The following is an 18,966-nucleotide window of genomic DNA, read 5'->3' as shown; positions in this document are numbered from 1 at the left end:
GCCGAGTGGCTGGATCCACCTGCTTTTTTAATCGGCCTGAAACATTCCGATTCCGCTCCGCACGGTCTCCCGGGCGACCTCAACCGTCACTCACCCGTTCATGAAGCCTTGATCCCCGATCCATGTGACGCCTCCCTCCACCGGCCGTCGGGGGCTGTCAGAGGCTCGCGCTACGTTGTGCGTCATGAGCGAATTCATGTTGGTCGCGGGGGCACGGCTCGGGGCGTGGGCCTGGGACGAAGTGGTGGTCGAGCTGCGTGCCGCCGGGCACGGGGTGCACCCGCTGACATTGTCGGGGGTGGCGGAGCGGCGGGGCGAGCCGGCCGGGCAGCAGGCGCATGTGCGGGACATCGTCGAGGAGGTGGAGCGTCTCGATCTGCGGGACGTCGTGCTCGTGGGCCACAGTTACGCGGGGATACCCGTCGGGCAGGCCGCCGAGCGGATAGGTGAGCGGCTGGGGCGGGTGGTGTTCGTCGACGCGAGTGTCCCTGCCGACGGGGAGACGTTCCTGGACGGCTGGGACAGTGCCGGGGTGGTGGCGTCGATCGCCGAGAACGACGGATTCTGGCCGAGCCCGGCGGCGGACCACTTCGCGGGCCAGGGGCTCACCGACGAGCAGGTCGCGCGCATCGTGAGCGGCTCGACGCCCCACCCTGGGGCCACCCTCACCGAGCCGGCCGTCCTCGCGGGCTCGATGGCCGACCTCCCCGCGACGTACGTCAAATGCCTGCTCGACTATCCGGAGCCGTCCGAGGACGTGGTCGAGCTGCTCAAGAACGACCGGTGGGAGCTGGTCGAACTGGACACCGGGCACTGGCCGATGTTCTCCCGCCCGCGCGAGCTGGCCGCCGTCCTGCACCGAGCGGCGACCGGAGGCTGACCGGGTGTTCTCGCCCCCTGGGGCCGCGCTCGGCACCCGGGAACGGGATGGTCCCGACGGCGAGGACGCGGTGACCGCGCTGCGGGTTTCAAGGCCGCCCAGCGGCTCGGATTCGCGCTGGACGAGGTCGCCGCGCTCCTCAAGGCAGGCCGCCACCGGCGCGGCCGCCCGCGGCCGGGCTGCGGGACCGCGCCGCGGCCAAGCTCGCCGAGGTCAAGGCGAAGATCGCCGACCGCACCACGATCCGCACCGCCCTGGGGCCGCCGCCGATGTGGGCTGCGACGACCTGACCGCGTATGCATCGATGGCCTGCCGCCCCATTCCCTTCACAGACCTCGCCGAGGAGAACCGTCGTGCCGGGCCCTGCTGCTGACCACCGACGCGGGCGCGCGCCGACGGCCTGGGAGCCCTGGCCGCGCTCGCCTGCGTCGCGTGCTGCGCTTCGGTGAGGATCCGACTGAACCTCGGTCTCCTCGGTCAGTCGAGGCCTTCGACGATGCGGAAGTCGCGCTCGACGGCGTCGGAGAGGGCGGCCAGCGCCTCCTGATAGGCCGCACTCTCACGCGCCGCGACGGCCTGCTCGAAGCTGTCGAACTCGATCAGGATGGTGCGCTCGGCGATTCCTGCGTCATACGCCACGACCCGACTGCCACGGGAGAGGACCCGGCCGCCGCCGGCCGCGACTGCCGGACGGGCCAGCTTGTCGTAAGCAGCCAGCTTCTCAGGGTCTGAAATGGTGCGGTAGACGCTGACCCAGTAGCCCTTGGGCATGGAACCTCCAGTGTGGGAATGAGTGCATCTGGCTTCTGACTTACGGGGTGGTCTCGGACGAGCGTCGACGGGCGAGAGCGACGCTTGTCAGCGTCGTGATCGCCATGGCGCCGATGCCGACCAGCGCCGCGGTGGTGTAGGCGCTGTCGTCGGGGAAGAAGCGGCCGGGGCCGGTGCCGGCGGCGAGGATCAGGCCGCCGATGGCGCTGCCCAGGGAGTACCCGACGCTGCGGACGACGTAGTTGAAGCTCATCGCGCTCGACGTCTCGCTCCTGGGGGTGACGGCCAGGATGACGCCGGGCATCGCGGCCGAGAAGCCGCCGACGCCGAAGCCGAGCACGCCCATCGCCACGAACAGTTCGGCCAGGTCCGACCGGGCCGCCGCGAACAGGGCGAACCCTCCGCCGACCACGACGGCGCTGCCGGCCAGGAGCAGGGGGTCGCTGATCCGCGTCCGGACCCGCGGCGTGAGCTTGCCGGCGACGAACCCCAGCGCCGAGAACGGGATGAGGACCAGCCCGGCGACGAAGGTCGTCAGTCCGAAGCCGTAGCCGGCGCCGTGCGGCGTCTGCGCGTACCGGGTGACGAGCGTGAGCAGCAGGTACATGCCAATGCCGCCGACGAACATGGCGAGGTTCGCCCCGGCGACCGCCGGGTGCCGCACCGCCCGCACATCGACCAGCGGCCTCGAGCTGCGCAGTTCGATGACGGCCCAGACGCAGAGCAGCACCACCGCGACGACGGCGAGGCCTGCCGCCACGGCGAGGTGCCGGCTCCACAGACTCCGTTCGCCGGCGAGGAACAGCACCAGGAGAAGCGCGGCGGCCAGGACGACAGCGCCTGTCACGTCCACGTGGCCGGAGCGGCCTTCGGGGGCGTCGGGCATGGAACGCCACGCGGTCAGGAGGGCGGCGGCGGTGACGACCAGGCCGAGGCCGTAGGCGGCGCGTACCCCGCCGAGCTCGGCGAGCAGTGCGGCCAGCGGGTAGCCGACGCCGGCCCCGATGATCGAGACGACCGAGATCAGGGCGATCACGGCGGCGCCGCGCTCTTCGGGGAGGTGATCCCGGGCCACGCCCATCATCAGCGCCGTCAGCCCCAGCCCGACTCCCTGGGCCGCCCTGCCGGCCAGCAGCCACGCGAACGGCAGCGGCAGCACGGTGAGCGCACTGCCGGCAACGACGACCGCCAGCGTGGCGAGGATCGTGGCCCGCCGGTGCGGGCCGGCTCCGAGCCGGCCCAGGACCGGAGTGGCGACGGCGCCGCTGAGCAGCGCGACGGTCAGCGTCCACTGCGCGCTGCCGAGCGAGACGTGGAACGAGGTCGCCACGCTGGTGATGAGCGGTGTCCCGAGGCTGGCGACCGCCGCCACGACCAGAGCGATGAACATCAGGGCGGGGACCAGCAGCCGCGCCTCGGCACGCGCCACCGGGAACGCCTCCCCCGCGACCCCGCCGACAGGCTGCCCGGTCACCGCTTCGGCCCTTCGCGGTCCTGGCTTTCGAGCTCTGCCAAATGCGTCAGCGCCGGAAGGGCCGCCACCAGCGCCTCGACCTCGTCGCCGGTGAGCTCGCCGATCAGCCGCTCGAACGCGTGGACACCCGCCTGGCGCCGCGTCCGGACATATGAGGCGCCGGCCTCGGTCAGGCACACCAGCGTGACCCGCTTGTCGGTCGCGTCGCCCCGCCGCTCGACCAGGCCGGACTCCTCCATCACCCGGACCAGGGCGGTCATCGCGGGCTGGGTGACGCCCTCGACCGCGGCCAGATCGGTGATGCGCCGCGGGCCGGTCCGGTCCAGGGTGGCCAGGGTGGCGGCGGACGTCAGGCTCATGTCCCGGGGCAGGCGTCTCGCGGCCCTGGTGGCCAGGCCGTAGAGGGCTGCCCCGATGGCGGCGGACGCGCCAGGAGCAGTGTCTTGACGACTCATGCTCGAAGCATAACCTTTTTATATTCACAGGTTATGCAAATGGCTGACCGCCGCCTCTACCGTTACGGCGAATCCGCGCCGACCTGTGCAGCCTTCCCCCGTGGCCCCCCTATCGACAGGGACTCGGGGCTGGCGGTGACCGTGTCCGTGTCCGTCAGCCAGCGTTGTTCCGCGGAGCCGTCGCGGACCTTGACGACCACGTCCGTGTCGGGGTCGTCGGAGGCGGGGGCGACGGCGAGGCCCTCTTCCCAGCGGGGCAGCAGCTCGCCCCGCACGGTGAGGTCGTAGCGGACGTCGTCGCCCCGCTCGGCGGACGCGGGAGCGCAGCGTCCGAGGATGACGACACCGGCGTCAGCGTGCGAGTCCAGACACAGTGAGGGGTTGGCGACACTGCGCAACAGCCCGTCGTCCTCGTACGTCCACATCTGGGTCCACGCGGTCGAGCAGGACGCGAGCCTGGCGACGGCGCCGACCGTGGCCCTGCCGCCCCGGATGTCCAGGCACAGGTCGGCGGTGACATTGCGCAGCCGGATGTGCCGGGTGGCGGTCGGGTTGCCGGCCGTCGCGGGCGGCGAGGAGGACACCGCCGGCGGGGTCGGCGAGGCGTCGGGAGCCGGGGCACGTCCGCCGGTCGCGCTGGAGGAGGCGGCCGGGTCGGCGCCGCTGCCGTCCTTCGGCCACAGCCCGCTGCCCAGCACGACCGCGAGGACGACGGCCGAGGCCAGGCCCACGCTGGTGAACAGTGTTTTCCTGTTCCGGGTCCCGCCGAGCGCCGGACCACGCGGGGAGGACATCCGTGACAGCAGCCCCGGACGCCCCCGGCCGGCCCCCCGGCGACCGGTACCCTCGCCGCCCCTGCCGCTGCCGCCGTGCCGCCCATGACCCCGCGCCCGCGTCCCGCTCTGGCCGCGCCCGGGGCGCGAGTCGAGATAGCGCCGGGCACCCCAGCCGAGCACCGCCTCGGCGAGCAACGTGTCGAGGCTGCTCTCGGCCTGGCTCAACTGCTCGGCGGCGTAACGGCAGTAGTGGCACTCCGCCAGATGCTGCTGGACATCGGGCAGCAGCGCCCCGCCACGCCGGATGGGGACATCGAGGAGACGGTTGTAGAACCGGCATTCCTTTGACGGCGCGAATTCCCGATGGGCGCGTACACACCCCTCGCGGAATTGTTCGCGGGCCTGGTCCAGCGACGCCGTCGCCATATTCGTGTCCATGCCAAGAAGCTCGGCCGGGACATTTATCGACTCGGCCTCCACCTCGGTGTGCCACAGCAGACACTGAGCGAGTCCGGGAAGGGCCTGGAACGCTCGCTCCGCGAGCTTTCGGTTTTCCGGCGTCATGGACTTCGCGGCGCGCATACCGCGACCGCCCGCCGGTTTCGTCAGATCCGGCAGCACATCGGCTATGCGGTCGTCCGCCGACCAGTCCCTGACGATGTCACGCACGACCACGAGGAACCGGGGACGCAGCGCGACGGCCGAGTCGGCCCGCATCACCCGCTCCAGGACCTGGTGGAAGGCGGCGGCGGTGACCATGGACGAGGTCGGGGCCGAAGTGGCGAGGCAGATGACCGCGTACTGGTGGGTCGCCTGCCAGTGCCGCGCCGTCAGCAGGGCGACGGCGCGGCCGGTCTCGCCCTCCGGTCTGCCTCTGAGCTGGGCGGCAAGACTCTCGTCCGATTCCCCCAGAACCCCACCGGAGTACGGGGGGTAAGGCGGACGAGCGGGGTGGGGGTGGGGCACTGAGCGGTTTCCTTCCCACGCGCGAGTGACTCGCAGAGGTTCCGGGAAAGCCGCCCGGACGAGTCCGCGCCGGCACCGACGGCATTGTGTCCCCCCGCCCCCGGCCCCCGGCTGTGGCGCTGGACCGCCACCGAACCACCACCGGCGATCCGTGCCCGGCCATCCCCCCTGCACAAGTAGTTCACCCTTGCACAAGTTACTCCTGGCCAACAAGGCACTTGGGCAACATCCATTCATTGAAGCAAAGTCAGCAACAGGAGCAACTTTCGATGCTCGTACCGGCTTTCGATGTTTTTCCCGCGCCCCGTGTGAACCGCGCGCACCCACCGGTGCGCCACGCACGCTCCCGGCGCGCGGGGCGGTGCAGTCCACTGGAAGCGGCCCTTCTCGGAGGCCTCGCGCGAAATGGCGGCTCTCCCGCGCGACGGCCGCCGACCCCGTTCCTCCCGCCCTCGGTCGGCGGCCCCGAGGGCGGCCCGCCTCGACGACTCGCAAAAACCGAAGAACCGAGGAATGGAAGAACCGAGGAATCGACAAAGCCACGAAACTACGAAGCGGTGCAGCGCTCAGATCTGCCAGGAGCGGAGCCGGTCGGCCGCGCCGTAGACGTCGGCCTTGCCCGAGATCAGGTCACGGGCCAGGTCGACGAGAGCGCCGTAGGGCGGGTCGATGCCGACGTCGCTGACGAACATGTACGCCACGGCGGTCGCGCAGGCGAAGCGGGCGTTGGCCGACGGCAGCGGCTTGAGCAGCGCGAGGGTGTGCAGCAGCGCGGCGGCCCGCCAGGCCGGGTCGGAGTCCACGCCGAGGCGCGGCGGGTCGACCCGGTGGCGGGCCACGGCGGCCACCAGCGCGGAGAAGTCGTTCACCGTGGGCTGGTCCGGCAGGACCTCTTCGTGGCGCTGGAGCAGCCACGGCACATCGATATGGATGACGGGAGCCATCGGTCAGGCGACCCGTCCCTGACGACCCGACGCGACCGGTTCGTCCTCGGGGAACGCGGCGGCGAACTCGTCGGCGTGGGCCGCGAAGAACCGCCGGAATTCCTCCGCGCCCTCCTGCAGGGCGCGGTGCCGGGCGATGTCGGCCGCCGCCGCCTCCCGCACAAGGGCCTTCATGGACGTACCGCGCTCCTTGGCTATCTGCCGCAGGTCCTCTAGCTCGCGGTCACTGAACTCCACGTTGAGAGCTGGCATGCCCCCACGGTACCGCGCCGGTACTTACCCGTAAATACGGCCAGGTCAGACCGGTGGGACGGTGGTACCGAGGGGGCGTGAACCGGCCGCTACCCCTGGTCGGCCACGAAGGACGCCATCCTGGCCAGGGCCGCGTTCCAGTTGACCGCGTGCTCGTTCGTCGACCAGGACTGGATGTCGTCGATGTAGCAGAACTGGCCGACGCAGCCCTGCAGTTTGCTCTGTGCGTAGGGGTCCTGAATGCCTGAGTTGGGGCCTCCGGAGAGCGTCCCGTCCGGCGGGCTCGGCAGCTTCGGGTCGAGCTGGTGGGCGTACCAACGGCTGTGCTGCTGGTGGGAGTTGACCTCGCCATAACCGGTCACGTACGACATGTTCAGCGCGTTTCGGCCCAGGAGGTAGTCCATGCTCTGGAGTGCGCCGTCCCGGTACTTCGAGGCGCCGCTGATGTCGTAGGCGGTGGCGACGACGACGGCGTTGTTGAGGATCTGGGCGTTGGAGCCCCAGTCGTACACGTTGGCGTCGGGGGCGTAGGGCATGCCGTACGGCTGTGCTGCCAGCGTGGCCAGATAGCGGTCGGCGCCCTTGACGACGGACTGGCGGACCCTGTCCCGGCCGGGGAGTTTGTTCGGGACGGTCGCCAGGTCGAGGCGGCCGGCCGCGGCGGTCCTGGCCCAGTCGAAGCCGAGGGGGCCGAAGATGTCGGCCGTGTGGATCGGCGAGGACAGGACGTACTGCTCGAACGCCCTCTCACCGGTGGTGAGATACAGCTCGGCGGCCGCCCAGTAGAACTCGTCCCGTGCGTCGGTGTCGTTGTAGGCACCGCCACCGGTCGCGTCGTTCGGGTCGGCGTGGAGGTCGGGGTGGGCCAGGGCCGCCGTCCATGCCTTGCGTGCGCCCGCGAGGGCCCGTGCGGCGAACGCGCGGTCGTAGGGCCGGTACAGCCGGGCCGCCTGCGCCGCCGTGGCGGCCAGGTTCAGGGTCGCCTCGGTGGTCGGCGGGTGCAGTTGGCGCTTCTGCGGGTCGTCGCTCGGCAGCAGCGGCAGCCCGGTCCACTGTTCGTCGTGAATCTTGTGGTGGGCCATGCCGGCCAGCGGCTGCCCGGCGGGCACCTGCATCTTCAGCAGGAAGTCCAGCTCCCAGCGGGCCTCGTCCAGGACGTCCGGCACCTTGTTCCCGCTCTCCGGGATGGCGAGCGTGCCGTCGCCGAGTTTGTCCCGCTGCCCGGTGCGGGCGTGCAGGGCTCGCTCGTACGTGCTCAGCAGTTCCCAGGTGGAGATGCCGCCGTTGACGACGTACTTGCCGTGGTCGCCCGCGTCGTACCAGCCGCCGGTGACGTCGAGGGTGTAGTCGCACACCCCCGGTTGGCACGGCACCTTGGAGTCGCCCTGGTTGGGTGCCACGTCGACATGGCCTGCGGGGCGGGCGTAGCCCGGGCGCAGGTCGTCGCGGATCTCGATGCCGCTGCGCTGCGTGTAGTAGTACTTCAGCGAGTCCAGCCGCAGCCGGTGGTAGGCGCTCGCGTCGATGTCGAAGGGACGGCTCGTCTCTCCGTCGACGACCAGGGTGAGGCCGGTGCCGCGCCCCCGGTAGGAGCCGAAGTCGATGCTGTGGACGTTCTGTCCGGAGGAGGCGTCCGTGCCGCGCGGCACGGTGCTGCCGTGGGCCACCGTCTTTCCGTCGGCCTTCTTCAGCTGCCAGGGCAGCGGCTGCGTGGAGCCGGTGACCAGCGTGGCGTTCTTCGGTCCCGTGGGCAGATAGGCGACCTGGTTGACCCGTACCCGGGGGCCGGTGTCGGGTTCGTACACCTCGGGCGGTACCCCGCCCACCAGTGACACGTCGTCCATGCAGAACCGGAAGGGGTCGGCGCTGCCGCCGAGCTGGAATCCGACCTGGCCCTGGGTGGTGTCGGCGGAGGCGGTGAAGGTGTACGTGTATGCGTCGCCGGACACGCTCAGCTGGGGGCTCACCTCGAAGTAGGTGTCGTACGGGGACACCGACAGGCCGACGATCGCCCGGACGACGTGTCCGGCGGGGGTGCCGGTCGCCTTGAAGGCGAACCGGTAGGACTGGCCTTTGACGAGGGTGATGTCGTTCTGGCCGACGGCGGCGTCCCAGCGGTTGGTGGTGCCGCCGGGGACGTCGGCGCAGAGGCCGCCGCCGGCCAGGCCCGCGGTGACGTTGCTGGTCGTCCACCAAGGGGCGGTGGTGGTGTCGAAGGTGCCGTTCTTGACCTGCTCGATCTCGTCGGCGCCGGCCGGAGCGGCGGGCAGCGCGGTCAGTGCCGCCGCGAGCAGGGCGGTCACGGAGAGCAGGGTGGTTCTGCGTCGTTTCACGTCTGGAGCTCCTCGGGTGAGGTGGGGGCGCGGGTGCCGTGGGAGCGCTCCCAGATGCGGACGTGGCCCATGCTGTGCGAGGCGCTCCGCGTCGTCAACGGTCCGGACGGGTCGGGGTTGGCGTACGAGGATTTCGCCCCCGCCGCCCCTACCCGTCCCATCCCGTTCCTGGGGGCTGCGCCCCCAGACCCCCCTGTCGGCTCTGAAGGGGCCTCGTCCTCAAACGCCGGACGGGCTGGAGGTGCCGGCCGGCGTTGGTATTTCAGCCTCTCCGGCGTTTGAGGAGCGGGGGTTCGGGGGCAGCGCCCCCGAGGACGGGACGGGTAGGGGCGGCGGGGGCGAAGAACCCCCTACGGCGCCTCCACCCTGCTGATCCGTATCGCGCCCCGTTCCTCGCCCGGGTAGCGGCTCGTCAGGTCCAGGCGGAGGCCGGTGCCTCTTACCGGCGCGAAGATGATCGCCGAGGGTGTGTCGGAGGTGTCGGCCCACTGGACGGTCGCGTCCGGCACCGGGGCATACCGGTCGCCGTCCCACACCGATACCTCGACCGACGCGGGCAGGCCGTGCGTCGCGTCCACCGTGAAGGAGACCTCGATCCGGGTGAAGTCGCGGGCCCGTCCCCAGTCGACGCTGATCCAGTCCCTGGCGCGGGCCCCGCTGAACGCGGGCAGCAGCGCGGTCGGCGCCTTGTAGAACGCGTTGGACCAGCCGGTGGACGGCGCGCCGTCCAGCATCGCGGCGGGCAGACTGTCCGAGCGGCCGGAGTAACCGGCGTCCGCCAGCGGGTAGGTGGGGGCCGCGGGACCCGGGTCGGGAGCGAAGGGCGTGGCCGGAGTCAGCGCCTCGTCGTGCGCGGCCGTCGTACGGACGGTGAGTGTTCCCGTGCGCAGGCCGGCCGCACGGGCCGTGACCTTCAGCCGCCCGGCCGCCGTGCCCGCCCGGACGATGGCAAGTACCTTGCCGTGGAAGGCGGTTCGGGTGCTCGCCTGATAGCGCTCGGCACTCTCCTCGCGCCCGTTGTCGAGTCCGGCCAGCGAACCGCCGTCGACCTCGAAGGCGAGCAGGTGCTCGGCGCCGGGCACGAGCACACCCCGGGCGTCGACCACGTCGGCGGTCACGAAGCACAGGGAACGGCCGTCGGCCGCCAGGGACTCGCGGTCCGCGGTGAGACGTATCGCGTGTGCCGGTCCCGCCGTCCGCAGGACGTCCGTCGCCACGACCCGGCCACCTCGCCTGGCCACCGCCTTCAACTCACCCGGCTCATAGGGCACATGCCAGGTCAGATGGAGTTTGCCGGCGCTGCCGGTCGGGCTGGTGTAGCTGCCGGGCCAGGCGCCGGCGGTGACGGTCTTGTCGTCGCCGGTGGCCTCGGTGGTCTCCAGGTAGGCGCGGCCGTCGACCGTCCTCTTCGTGTCGAACCGCCTTGTGCCACGGGACTTTCCGTTGAGGAACAGTTCCACCGTGTCGACGTTCGCGTAGGCCCAGACCTCCACCGTGTCGCCCGTTTCGTGGTTCCAGGTCATCGGGAGCAGATGGACCATGGGCTCGCTCGTCCACTGGCTGCGGAACAGGTGGTACATGTCCTTGGGGAAACCGGCGGTGTCGACCGCACCGAAGAAGGACGCCTTGACCGGGAACACGTCGTACGGGGTCGGCTCGCCGATGTAGTCGATGCCCGACCACAGGAACTCGCCCGCGAACCACTTCCGGTCCCGGTCCTTCTTCAGGCCGTACTCGCCGCTCATCGTCCAGGAGGCGAGATTGTTGTCGTACGACGAGACCGCGCGTCGGCCCGGGGTGTGGTTCTCGCCGGTGTTGAGGTGTTCCGGTTCCTGGTAGGTGCCGCGTGTGGAGGTCTCGGACGAGGACTCCGACTCGAAGAGGAACAGGTGCGGGTAGGCGCCGTGCAGGGTGTCCACCGACTTCGCGGTGTTGTAGTTGAGGCCGAGGCCGTCGAGCTTGGCCAGCATCAGATCGGCCGCGGAACCCTTCGCGGGCGGGGTGCGGTACTTGTCGGAGCCGATGACGAGGGGGCGGGTGTCGTCGGCGGCCCTGATCGCGTCGATGATCCGGTCGGCCATGGCGAGGCCGGCGGTCCGGGTGGAGTCGGGGATCTCGTTGCCGATCGACCACAGCAGCACGGCGGGCGAGTTGCGGGCCGCGAGCACCATCTCGGTGGCGTCCTTCTCGCACCACTCGTCGAAGAACCGGCCGTAGTCGTAACGCGTCTTGGGGCTGCGCCAGCAGTCGAAGGCCTCCACCATCATCACGATGCCCAGTTCCTCGCAGACCTGGATCATCTCCGGCGAGGGCGGGTTGTGGGAGGTGCGGAAGGCGTTGACGCCCATCGACTTCATGATGGTCATCTGCCGGCGGATCGCGTCGATGCTGACGGCGGCCCCGAGGGCGCCCAGGTCGTGGTGGAGGTCGACCCCCTTGATCTTGTGATGGCTGCCGTTGAGCTGGAAACCCTCGTCCGGGTCGAAGCGGAAGCTCCGGATGCCGAAGGTCGTGCGATGTGTGTCCACGGTGGCGCCGCCCACGCGCAGTTCGGTCTTCAGGGTGTAGCAGTGGGGGGCCGTGACGTCCCACAACCTCGGTTCGGGGACCGCGAGTTCATGGGTCTCGGTCGACCGGTCGGTCACGGCGACCGTGGAGGAGGTCCGGGCGACGCTGCGGCCGCGGGGATCGACGATCCGGGAGACGACCTCGACCTCGGCGGCGGTGTCCGACTCGTTCACCACCAAGGTCCGCACCCGGACGACGGCGCGCTTCTCGGTGATCTCCGGGGTGGTGACATACGTACCCCAGCGCTCCACGTGCACCGGTTCGGTGACGACCAGGCGGGCCTCGCGATAGATGCCGCTGCCCGAGTACCAGCGGCTGCTGGGCAGGCGGTTCTGCACCTTGACCGCGAGCACGTTCTCGGTGGTGCCGTCGGTGTGCAGGAGATCGGTGAGGTCGAACGCGAATCCGGTGTAGCCGTAGGGGTGGCGGCCGAGCTCCGTGCCGTTGCAGTAGACGTACGAGTCCATGTAGACGCCGTCGAACTCGACCGAGATCCGCTTGCCGGCGAGCGCGGGCGGGAGGGTGAAGGGGAGGCGGTACCAGCCGAGGCCGCCGGGGAAGAATCCGGTGCCGCTGGTGGTGCCGTGGTCGGTGGTGGGAGCGAGTTCGATGCTCCAGTCGTGCGGCACGGCGACCGTCCGCCACGTCGAGTCGTCGTAGGCGGGATCGGGTGCGTCGGTGTACGCGCCCGTCGGGTCGGTGAGCCCGCCCGGGTCGACCAGCGCGAAGCGCCAGCCGTCCCGCAGCGATACGGTTCGACGGCCGGCCCGGCCCGTGGCGGCCCGTGCGTCGGCCGCGGTCCCCAGCAGGGCTCCGACCGCGGGGGCGGACGTACCGGCGACCAGGACCGACCTGCGCGTGACCGTCATGCGACTCTCCCTCATCAGGGCCCAGAAGTACTCACAACTGATCGTTAACAAACAGATTCTGACGGCGTGGAGCATGCACCCGTCAAGACCTCGGGAGCGCACTTCGGTCTCACCCGTCACAACGGCCTGAATTCCCGCCCTGTGCGGCGGTCCGCACGGTGGTCCGGGACAGGGGTGTTCCTGCCCGTGCGGGGGCAGGACGCATTAGGGTGGAACACCAGTGACGTCCCTTGCTCACTGTGTGTGTTCACGATGGAGTGGCGGCGATGAGTCCGGTGTACCCGTTCGACGATGCCGCCACGGCGCGGGCCGTCGTCGACTCGCGGGGCGCGCTGACCGGCTGGAACGAGGGCGCTCGACAGCTGCTTGGCTGGTCGGCGGCCGAGATGCTGGGCCGTCCCGCCGCCTCCCTCCTGGTCGCCGACGGCTCGGACGGGCCCGGCCCGCCGGCGGAGGATCTCTGGCACGGCACTCTCGCGCTGCGTCACCGCGACGGCCGTACGGTGTCCGCCTGGCTCCTCGCCCACCACCGCCCGGCCCCGGACGGCGGCGCGGGCGACTGGCTCGTCGTCACCCCGCTGGAGAACGGTGCCCGGCCCGCCGACGACCCGCTGACGCGGGCCGCGCTCGCCCAGGCGCCCTGTGCGACGGCCGTCTACGACGACCGGCTCCGGCTGCACGCCGTCAACGACGCGATGGCCACTGTCATCGGGCTGCCGCCGGCGCGCATCCGGGGGCTCAGAATCGCCGAGATAGGGGGCCGGGAACGCAGTTCGGAGCTGGAGATGCACATGCTCGACGTGCTGACCAGCGGCCGGGCGAAGGACGTCCAGACCTATCTGCGCACCGCCGGCGAGGGCCACGCCCACGCCTGGCTGGCCAGGATCGCGCCCCTCAGGGACGCCGAGGGCCGGGTGCGGGGGGTCTGTCTCGCGGCCCACGACTTCACCGAGCAGTACCTCGCCCGGGAACGGCTCCAGTTGGTCAACGAGGCGAGCGTACGGATCGGCACCACCCTCGATGTCACCCGGACGGCGCAGGAACTGGCGGACGTCTGCGTCCCGGCGCTCGCCGACTTCGTCAGCGTCGATCTGCTGGACCCGCCGCAGCACGGCGGCGACCACCACCCGGCCGAACTGACGGCGCCCCTCAGCCTGCGCCGGGCCGCCCACCGCTCGATCCTGCCGGGCAGCCCCGAAGCGGTGACCAAGGTGGGCCAGCTGGACCGGTACGCCGCCTCCTCACCCCAGGCCGACTCCCTTCTCGCGGCCCGCACCATCGTGGCGACCCTGCCCGCCACCGACGTCGAACAGTGGCCGGCCTGGGACAAGGCCCGCCTCGACCGGGTCAGGGAACTCGGCATCCACTCCACGATGTCCGTGCCGATCACCGCGCGCGGTACGACCCTCGGTGTCGCCGTACTGACCCGGTACCGGCGGCCCGACCCGTTCACGGCCGACGACGCGCTGCTCGCCGAGGAGGTGACCGCCCGGGCCGCCGTCTGTATCGACAACGCCCGCCGGTTCTCCCGCGAACGGGACACCGCTCTCGCCCTGCAGCGCAGCCTGCTCCCCCGGACACTGCCGCGCACCGCCGCCCTCGAAGCCGCCTCGCGTTACCTTCCGGCCGCGCGGGCCGGGGTGGGCGGCGACTGGTTCGACGTGATCCCGCTGTCGGGGATGCGGGTCGCGATGGTCGTCGGGGACGTGGTCGGCCACGGCATCCAGGCCTCGGCCACGATGGGCCGGCTGCGCACCGCCGTGCGCACGCTCGCCGACATCGACCTCGCCCCCGACGAGCTGCTCACCCACCTCGACGATCTCGTCGTACGGCTGTCCGCCGAGGCCGGCGGCGAAGGCAACCCGGGCGAGGTCGGAGCGACCTGTCTGTACGCGGTGTACGACCCGGTGTCGCGTCGCTGCACCCTGGCCCGCGCCGGGCATCCTCCGCCGGTCGTCCTCACCCCGGGCGGCACTCCCCGGCAGGTGCGGCTGCCCGCCGGACCGCCGCTGGGCCTGGGCGGCCTGCCGTTCGAGTCCACGGAACTGGAGCTGGCCGAGGGCACGGTCCTCGCCTTCTACACCGACGGGCTGATCGAGAGCCGCGAGCGGGACATCGACGCCGGCCACCGCATGCTGTGTGACGCGCTGGCGGCGTACGCGGACTCGCTCGACGAGACGTGCGACCGCATCCTGAACACCCTGCTCCCTCCGGGCGGCGCGGCGGACGACGTGGCACTGCTGCTGGCCCGCACCCAGGGCCTGCCCGCCTCCCGCGTAACGAACTGGGACATTCCGGCCGACCCGGCGCTCGTCGGGCCGATCCGCAAGCAGGTCGGCGAGCAGCTCGACGTGTGGGACCTGAGCGAGGCCTCGTTCACCACCGAGCTGGTGGTGAGCGAGCTGGTCACCAACGCCATCCGGTACGGCTCGCACCCCATCCGGCTGCGGCTCATCCATGACGCGGCCACCCTGATCTGCGAGGTCTCCGACAGCAGCCACACCGCCCCGCATCTGCGGCGCGCCAGGACCTTCGACGAGGGTGGCCGCGGTCTGCTGCTGGTCGCCCAGCTCACCGAGCGGTGGGGCAGCCGCCACACGCCCGACGGGAAGACCATCTGGGCCGAGTTGTCCCTGACGGGCGAGATGTGAGTCCCGGCGGTCGCTGAGGACGGCTCGATTCGGTGCCACACGGGACTTTTGGGTTCCGGTCGCATCGGACACGCGTGACGGGGCACGAGACGCCGTACACGCAGTGACCTCAGGAGTGTTGGACATGGCGACCTTCCGTACCACCCGGCCGGCCCACCGGGCCGCGCTGCTCGCGAGCGCTGTCGCGTTACCGGTCCTGCTCGCGGCCTGCGCCGACGGCGGCGGCACGACCGTCCGCTCGACAGCCGTCGTCCCCTCCCCGACCACCGTCCCGACCACAGGCGACACCCGCTGCCGCGCCTCCGAACTCCGCGCCACCGTCGGGCGCCCCGATGCGGGCGCCGGGCAGCGGAACTTCCCCGTGGTCCTCACCAACGACTCCGCCCGCACCTGCACCCTGCGCGGCTATCCGGGCGCCGCCTTCGTGGACGCGGCCGGTGAACAGCTGGGCCCCGACCCGAAGCGCTCCGCCGCCCGGCTGACGACGGTCCGTCTGGCGCCCGGTGGGAGTGCCTGGGCGGGTCTGAGCTTCGCCGACCCGGAGCTCAGCGGGGCCGAGACGGCGACTCCGGCGGAGCTGCTGGTGACCCCGCCGGACGAGCGGGACCCACTGAAGGTGACCTGGGAGAAGGGCGCGGTACCGGTCGGCGGCAACGAGGCCTCGGTGTTCCTGACGGTCTTCGGTTCCGGCACCGGACCCTGACCCGGCCCCGGCCCCGGCCATCAAGCCGACAGGCGGAACCTGCTTTCATGGACGGGTACCGCCACCCCTGTCCCGGAGGACCGAACCCTGAACGCCCCGTCCGCCGAGGCACTGTCCGTCGTCCTGCTCATCGCCGTCCTCGCCTGCGCCGTCGTCCGCCCGTTCGGGCTGCCGGAGGCGGTCGTGGCGGTCCCCGCCGCCGGGCTCGTGGTCCTCACCGGCGCGATCTCGCCGGATCACGCGTGGGAGGAGGCCGAGCGGCTCGGGCCGGTGGTCGGCTTCCTCGCGGCGGTGCTGGTGCTGGCCCACTTCTGTGATGTCGAGGGGCTCTTCCGGGCCTGCGGCGCGTGGATGGCCCGCTGGGCGAGGAACCGGCCCGGTCGGCTGCTGACCTCGGTGTTCGTGCTCGCCTCGGCGATCACGGCCGTACTGAGCCTGGACGCGACCATCGTGCTGCTCACGCCGGTGGTGTTCGCCACGGCCGCCCGTACGGGGGTCAGGCCCAAGCCGCACACCTACGCCTGCGCGCATCTGTCGAACACGGCGTCGCTGCTGCTGCCGGTCTCCAACCTCACCAACCTGCTGGCGTTCAGCGCGAGCGGCCTGAGCTTCACCCGGTTCGCCGCGCTGATGACGTTGCCCTGGCTGGTCGCGATCGGCGCCGAGTACCTGGTGTTCCGGCGCTTCTTCGCCGCCGACCTGGCCGGGACGACGCCGGAACCGTCCCCCACGGACACGGACACGGACACCGGGGACGCGCCGGCGCTTCCGCTGTTCGCCCTCGTCACCGTGGCCTGCACGCTGGCCGGGTTCGTCGTGGCCTCCGCGCTGGGCATCGATCCCGCGTGGGCCGCGCTCGCGGGGGCGCTCGTGCTCGCCGGACGCGCGCTGGTACGGCGGCAGGCCACCCCGGTGACGGTGCTGCGGGCCACGGCGCCCGGGTTCCTCGCGTTCGTGCTGGCGTTGGGCGTCGTTGTCCGGGCGGTCGTCGACAACGGGCTCGCGGACGCGCTCGGCCGGGTGCTGCCCGAGGGGACGGGGCTGGTCGCGCTGCTCGGGATCGCCGCGCTGGCCGCCGTACTCGCCAATCTGATCAACAACCTGCCCGCGGTGCTCGTGCTGCTGCCGCTGACCGCCGCGGCCGGTCCTGGTGCGGTGCTCGCCGTGCTGCTCGGAGTGAACATCGGCCCGAACCTCACGTACGCCGGATCGCTGGCGACCCTGCTGTGGCGGCGCATCGTGCATCAGCACGAACACGACGTCGGGATCGGGGAGTTCACCCGGCTCGGACTGATCTCCGTGCCGGCCGCGCTGATCCCGGCCGTGGCGGCGCTGTGGGGCTCGCTCCTCGTCCTCGGGGGCTGAGGGGCGGCCGGATCCCGGTCGTCAGCGGGGTCCCCAACCGCCGTATCCGCCGTAGCCGTACCCGTAGTTGCCGCCGTAGGGGTTTCCGTACGGGCCGGGTCCGCATGGGTAGGGCCCGTAGGGGTTGCAGGGGCCGTTTTGCGGGTTCGAGGTCGAGGGGGTCGGCATGGCCGCCGACGGGGTCGGGGTCGGCTCGGCCGGTCTGGAAGTGGGGGTCGGCGTCGGGGTGGTCGACGGCTCGGGGCCCTTCTTGACGACCGGCGGTTCCAACTCGGTGGCCGCGTCCCAGTTGACGGCCTCCATCTGGAGCGAGGGCGCCGAGGAGTCGAAGACCCAGTGCTGGTCGGCGGCCTCCTCGCGGGGCTTCAGGACCAGCGGCGCCTCACCCCTGGCGGCGGCGGGCGTCAGCGCCAGCTCCTGGTCCCAGCGCGGGACGAGGGTGCCCTGGAGGGTGAAGTCGTACCGCACGTTCTTGGTGCCGGGCTGGGAGACGCCCGTGCACGGGGCGAGCTGGACCGAGTAGCCGAGGTGGGAGTCGAGGCAGAGGTCCGGAGCGGCGGCGTTGCGCAGCAGGCCGTCGGTCTCGTAGGTCCACTCCTGGCCGGTCGCCGCCGAGCAGGTGGTCAGCTCGGTCTCCGCGCCCTTGACGGCCTTGCCGCCGACGATGCCTATGCACAGCTTGGACTCGACGTTGTGCAGTCGGCCGCGCAGGGCGCCCTTCGTGGTCTCCCCCGAGCCGACCCACGACGGATCGCTGTCGGACGTGCCGGAGCCGTTGGTGGCGGTGTCCGAGGGGCTGGTACCGGCGGTCTGGCCCTCGTCGTCGTCCGAACCCAGGACGGACCAGAGGACCAGCGGGACGAGGACCAGCGCGCTCACGGTCGCCGCGGCCAGGACACGGTTGCGGCGCCGGACCGCGCGTCTGGCCGCCTTGTGCGCGGACCGGTGCGATCCGGGGCGGACGGCCAGCTCGGTGGTGGGCGGTTTCGCGGGCATGGGCGGCGCCTGGGCCAGAACACGCGGGACCGGGAGCACGCTCTCGACCGTGGCGATCTCGACGACCGGGACCTGGTCGACCTCCACGATGGCGCTCTCCGCGGCGCGGCCCGGGCGGGACTCCAGATAGGCGCGCGCACCCCAGCCGAGGACTCCCTCGGCCAGCGCGAGGGCGAGGTCGCCGTTGAACTGGTTCAGCTGGTCGGCCGCGTACCGGCAGGGCTTGCAGTCGGCGAGGTGCTTGGCGAGGTCGGGGTCGATCTCGAAGCTGCGGCGCCGGCAGGTGACGTCGATCAGCCGGATGTAGCGGCGGCACTCCTCCTGCTGCACGACCTCGCGGTGGACGTGCAGGCACTCCTCGCGCAGGCGTCCGCGGGCCCGGCCGAGTTCCACGGCGGCGTCCGTCACGCTCAGGCCCAGCAGGCCGGCGGGTATCTCCAGCGGTTCGCCCTCGACCTCCGCGTGCCACAGCAGGCAGCGCGCGGACTGCGGGAGGTTCTGGAACGCCCTGGAGAGCAGCCGCCGGTCGGGGGCGGGCAGCAGCCGGGCGGCGACACGGTTTCCGCCGGTGGTGGAGCGCAGTTCGGGGTGGAGCATTTCGTGCCGGTGGTCGCCCTCCCACTCCGCGGCCAGTCGGCGCACGGTGACCAGGAGGTGGGGCCGCCACGCGGAGGTGGGGCCGCTCTGCCGCAGGGATTCCCCGAAGAGGCGGGTGAACGCGGCCGTGGTGAGCATTCCGGCGGGACGCGGGCCGCTGGTGCACAGACGGGCATAGGCGAAGGCCGCTTCCCAGTGCCGGTCGAGCAGTTCACCCACGGGATGGAGCGCGGGCGTCGTCCCCGTCCACTTCTTCAGCTCCGCGCTCAGTTCGACATCCGAGGCGTCGTACGCGGGAGCCGGGGTTGGGGAATTCGACAGGCCTGCGTCTTTCACGTCTGTATTCCTCCACGGACAACGCGGGTT

At 71.6% G+C, this 18,966-nt stretch carries 14 protein-coding genes; 4 read left to right on the top strand and 10 right to left on the bottom strand.

Going from position 1 to position 18,966, the window contains the following annotated elements; translation table 11 throughout:
• Window positions 1–184: 184 nt before the first annotated feature.
• Window positions 185–880, top strand: coding sequence for an alpha/beta fold hydrolase (locus tag OG241_RS47805; RefSeq protein ID WP_405825169.1), 696 nt, complete (start codon window positions 185–187; stop codon window positions 878–880).
• Window positions 881–1,357: 477 nt separating this feature from the next.
• Here the strand turns inward: OG241_RS47805 and OG241_RS47800 are convergent, their stop codons facing one another.
• From OG241_RS47800 to OG241_RS47760, 9 genes are all read right to left on the bottom strand, one after another.
• A complete protein-coding gene (locus tag OG241_RS47800; RefSeq protein WP_405825168.1) occupies window positions 1,358–1,651 on the bottom strand; it encodes a DUF1330 domain-containing protein in 294 nt (97 codons plus the stop codon).
• Window positions 1,652–1,691: 40 nt separating this feature from the next.
• A complete protein-coding gene (locus OG241_RS47795) occupies window positions 1,692–3,125 on the bottom strand; it encodes an MFS transporter (RefSeq protein WP_405825166.1) in 1,434 nt (477 codons plus the stop codon).
• Entirely contained in the window at window positions 3,122–3,484 is a 363-nt protein-coding gene (locus OG241_RS47790) for a MarR family winged helix-turn-helix transcriptional regulator (protein WP_405826834.1), read from the bottom strand. Before OG241_RS47790 ends, OG241_RS47795 begins: the two co-directional genes overlap by 4 nt.
• Window positions 3,485–3,642: 158 nt before the next feature.
• Window positions 3,643–5,322, bottom strand: a complete 1,680-nt coding sequence (locus OG241_RS47785; protein ID WP_405825165.1) for an RICIN domain-containing protein — start codon at window positions 5,320–5,322, stop codon at window positions 3,643–3,645.
• A gap of 566 nt (window positions 5,323–5,888) precedes the next feature.
• Window positions 5,889–6,266, bottom strand: a complete 378-nt coding sequence (locus OG241_RS47780) for a hypothetical protein (RefSeq protein ID WP_006378057.1) — start codon at window positions 6,264–6,266, stop codon at window positions 5,889–5,891.
• Window positions 6,267–6,269: 3 nt separating this feature from the next.
• A complete protein-coding gene (locus OG241_RS47775; RefSeq protein WP_044472629.1) occupies window positions 6,270–6,518 on the bottom strand; it encodes a hypothetical protein in 249 nt (82 codons plus the stop codon).
• Window positions 6,519–6,607: 89 nt separating this feature from the next.
• Complete coding sequence (locus tag OG241_RS47770; protein WP_405825163.1) at window positions 6,608–8,851, bottom strand: glycoside hydrolase family 9 protein; 2,244 nt, start codon at window positions 8,849–8,851, stop codon at window positions 6,608–6,610.
• Window positions 8,848–9,012 (bottom strand): hypothetical protein, encoded by a 165-nt coding sequence (locus tag OG241_RS47765; protein WP_405825161.1) that lies wholly within the window; start codon window positions 9,010–9,012, stop codon window positions 8,848–8,850. Before OG241_RS47765 ends, OG241_RS47770 begins: the two co-directional genes overlap by 4 nt.
• Window positions 9,013–9,201: 189 nt before the next feature.
• Window positions 9,202–12,288 (bottom strand): glycoside hydrolase family 2 TIM barrel-domain containing protein, encoded by a 3,087-nt coding sequence (locus OG241_RS47760; RefSeq protein ID WP_405825159.1) that lies wholly within the window; start codon window positions 12,286–12,288, stop codon window positions 9,202–9,204.
• Between the two features lie 266 nt (window positions 12,289–12,554).
• On the opposite strand from OG241_RS47760, the gene OG241_RS47755 reads away from it, so the two are divergent.
• The 3 genes from OG241_RS47755 to OG241_RS47745 all read left to right on the top strand — a co-directional run bounded on the left by OG241_RS47755 (window position 12,555) and on the right by OG241_RS47745 (window position 17,007).
• Window positions 12,555–14,939 (top strand): SpoIIE family protein phosphatase, encoded by a 2,385-nt coding sequence (locus OG241_RS47755; RefSeq protein ID WP_405825157.1) that lies wholly within the window; start codon window positions 12,555–12,557, stop codon window positions 14,937–14,939.
• 124 nt (window positions 14,940–15,063) lie between these two features.
• A complete protein-coding gene (locus OG241_RS47750; RefSeq protein WP_405825155.1) occupies window positions 15,064–15,642 on the top strand; it encodes a DUF4232 domain-containing protein in 579 nt (192 codons plus the stop codon).
• An 87-nt stretch (window positions 15,643–15,729) separates the two neighbouring features.
• Window positions 15,730–17,007 carry an arsenic transporter gene (locus OG241_RS47745; RefSeq protein WP_405826832.1) on the top strand — a complete coding sequence of 426 codons (1,278 nt, stop codon included), beginning with the start codon at window positions 15,730–15,732 and terminating at the stop codon, window positions 17,005–17,007.
• Between the two features lie 21 nt (window positions 17,008–17,028).
• Here OG241_RS47745 and OG241_RS47740 read toward each other — a convergent pair whose 3' ends face one another.
• Window positions 17,029–18,936 (bottom strand): ricin-type beta-trefoil lectin domain protein, encoded by a 1,908-nt coding sequence (locus OG241_RS47740; protein ID WP_405825153.1) that lies wholly within the window; start codon window positions 18,934–18,936, stop codon window positions 17,029–17,031.
• Window positions 18,937–18,966: the final 30 nt, after the last annotated feature.

Origin of the sequence: Streptomyces sp. NBC_01390 (genome assembly GCF_045040105.1) — a bacterium.
GTDB lineage: Bacteria > Actinomycetota > Actinomycetes > Streptomycetales > Streptomycetaceae > Streptomyces.
This window is presented reverse-complemented; position numbering and strand designations above follow the sequence as displayed.

Bases quoted from the DNA above. Each gene is read 5' to 3' on its own strand.
- OG241_RS47755 (WP_405825157.1), top strand. From the start codon at position 12,555: ATGAGTCCGGTGTACCCGTTCGACGATGCCGCCACGGCGCGGGCCGTC.
- OG241_RS47775 (WP_044472629.1), bottom strand. From the start codon at position 6,518: ATGCCAGCTCTCAACGTGGAGTTCAGTGACCGCGAGCTAGAGGACCTG.
- OG241_RS47750 (WP_405825155.1), top strand. From the start codon at position 15,064: ATGGCGACCTTCCGTACCACCCGGCCGGCCCACCGGGCCGCGCTGCTC.
- OG241_RS47765 (WP_405825161.1), bottom strand. From the start codon at position 9,012: ATGGGACGGGTAGGGGCGGCGGGGGCGAAATCCTCGTACGCCAACCCC.
- OG241_RS47790 (WP_405826834.1), bottom strand. From the start codon at position 3,484: ATGAGCCTGACGTCCGCCGCCACCCTGGCCACCCTGGACCGGACCGGC.
- OG241_RS47780 (WP_006378057.1), bottom strand. From the start codon at position 6,266: ATGGCTCCCGTCATCCATATCGATGTGCCGTGGCTGCTCCAGCGCCAC.
- OG241_RS47800 (WP_405825168.1), bottom strand. From the start codon at position 1,651: ATGCCCAAGGGCTACTGGGTCAGCGTCTACCGCACCATTTCAGACCCT.
- OG241_RS47760 (WP_405825159.1), bottom strand. From the start codon at position 12,288: ATGACGGTCACGCGCAGGTCGGTCCTGGTCGCCGGTACGTCCGCCCCC.
- OG241_RS47805 (WP_405825169.1), top strand. From the start codon at position 185: ATGAGCGAATTCATGTTGGTCGCGGGGGCACGGCTCGGGGCGTGGGCC.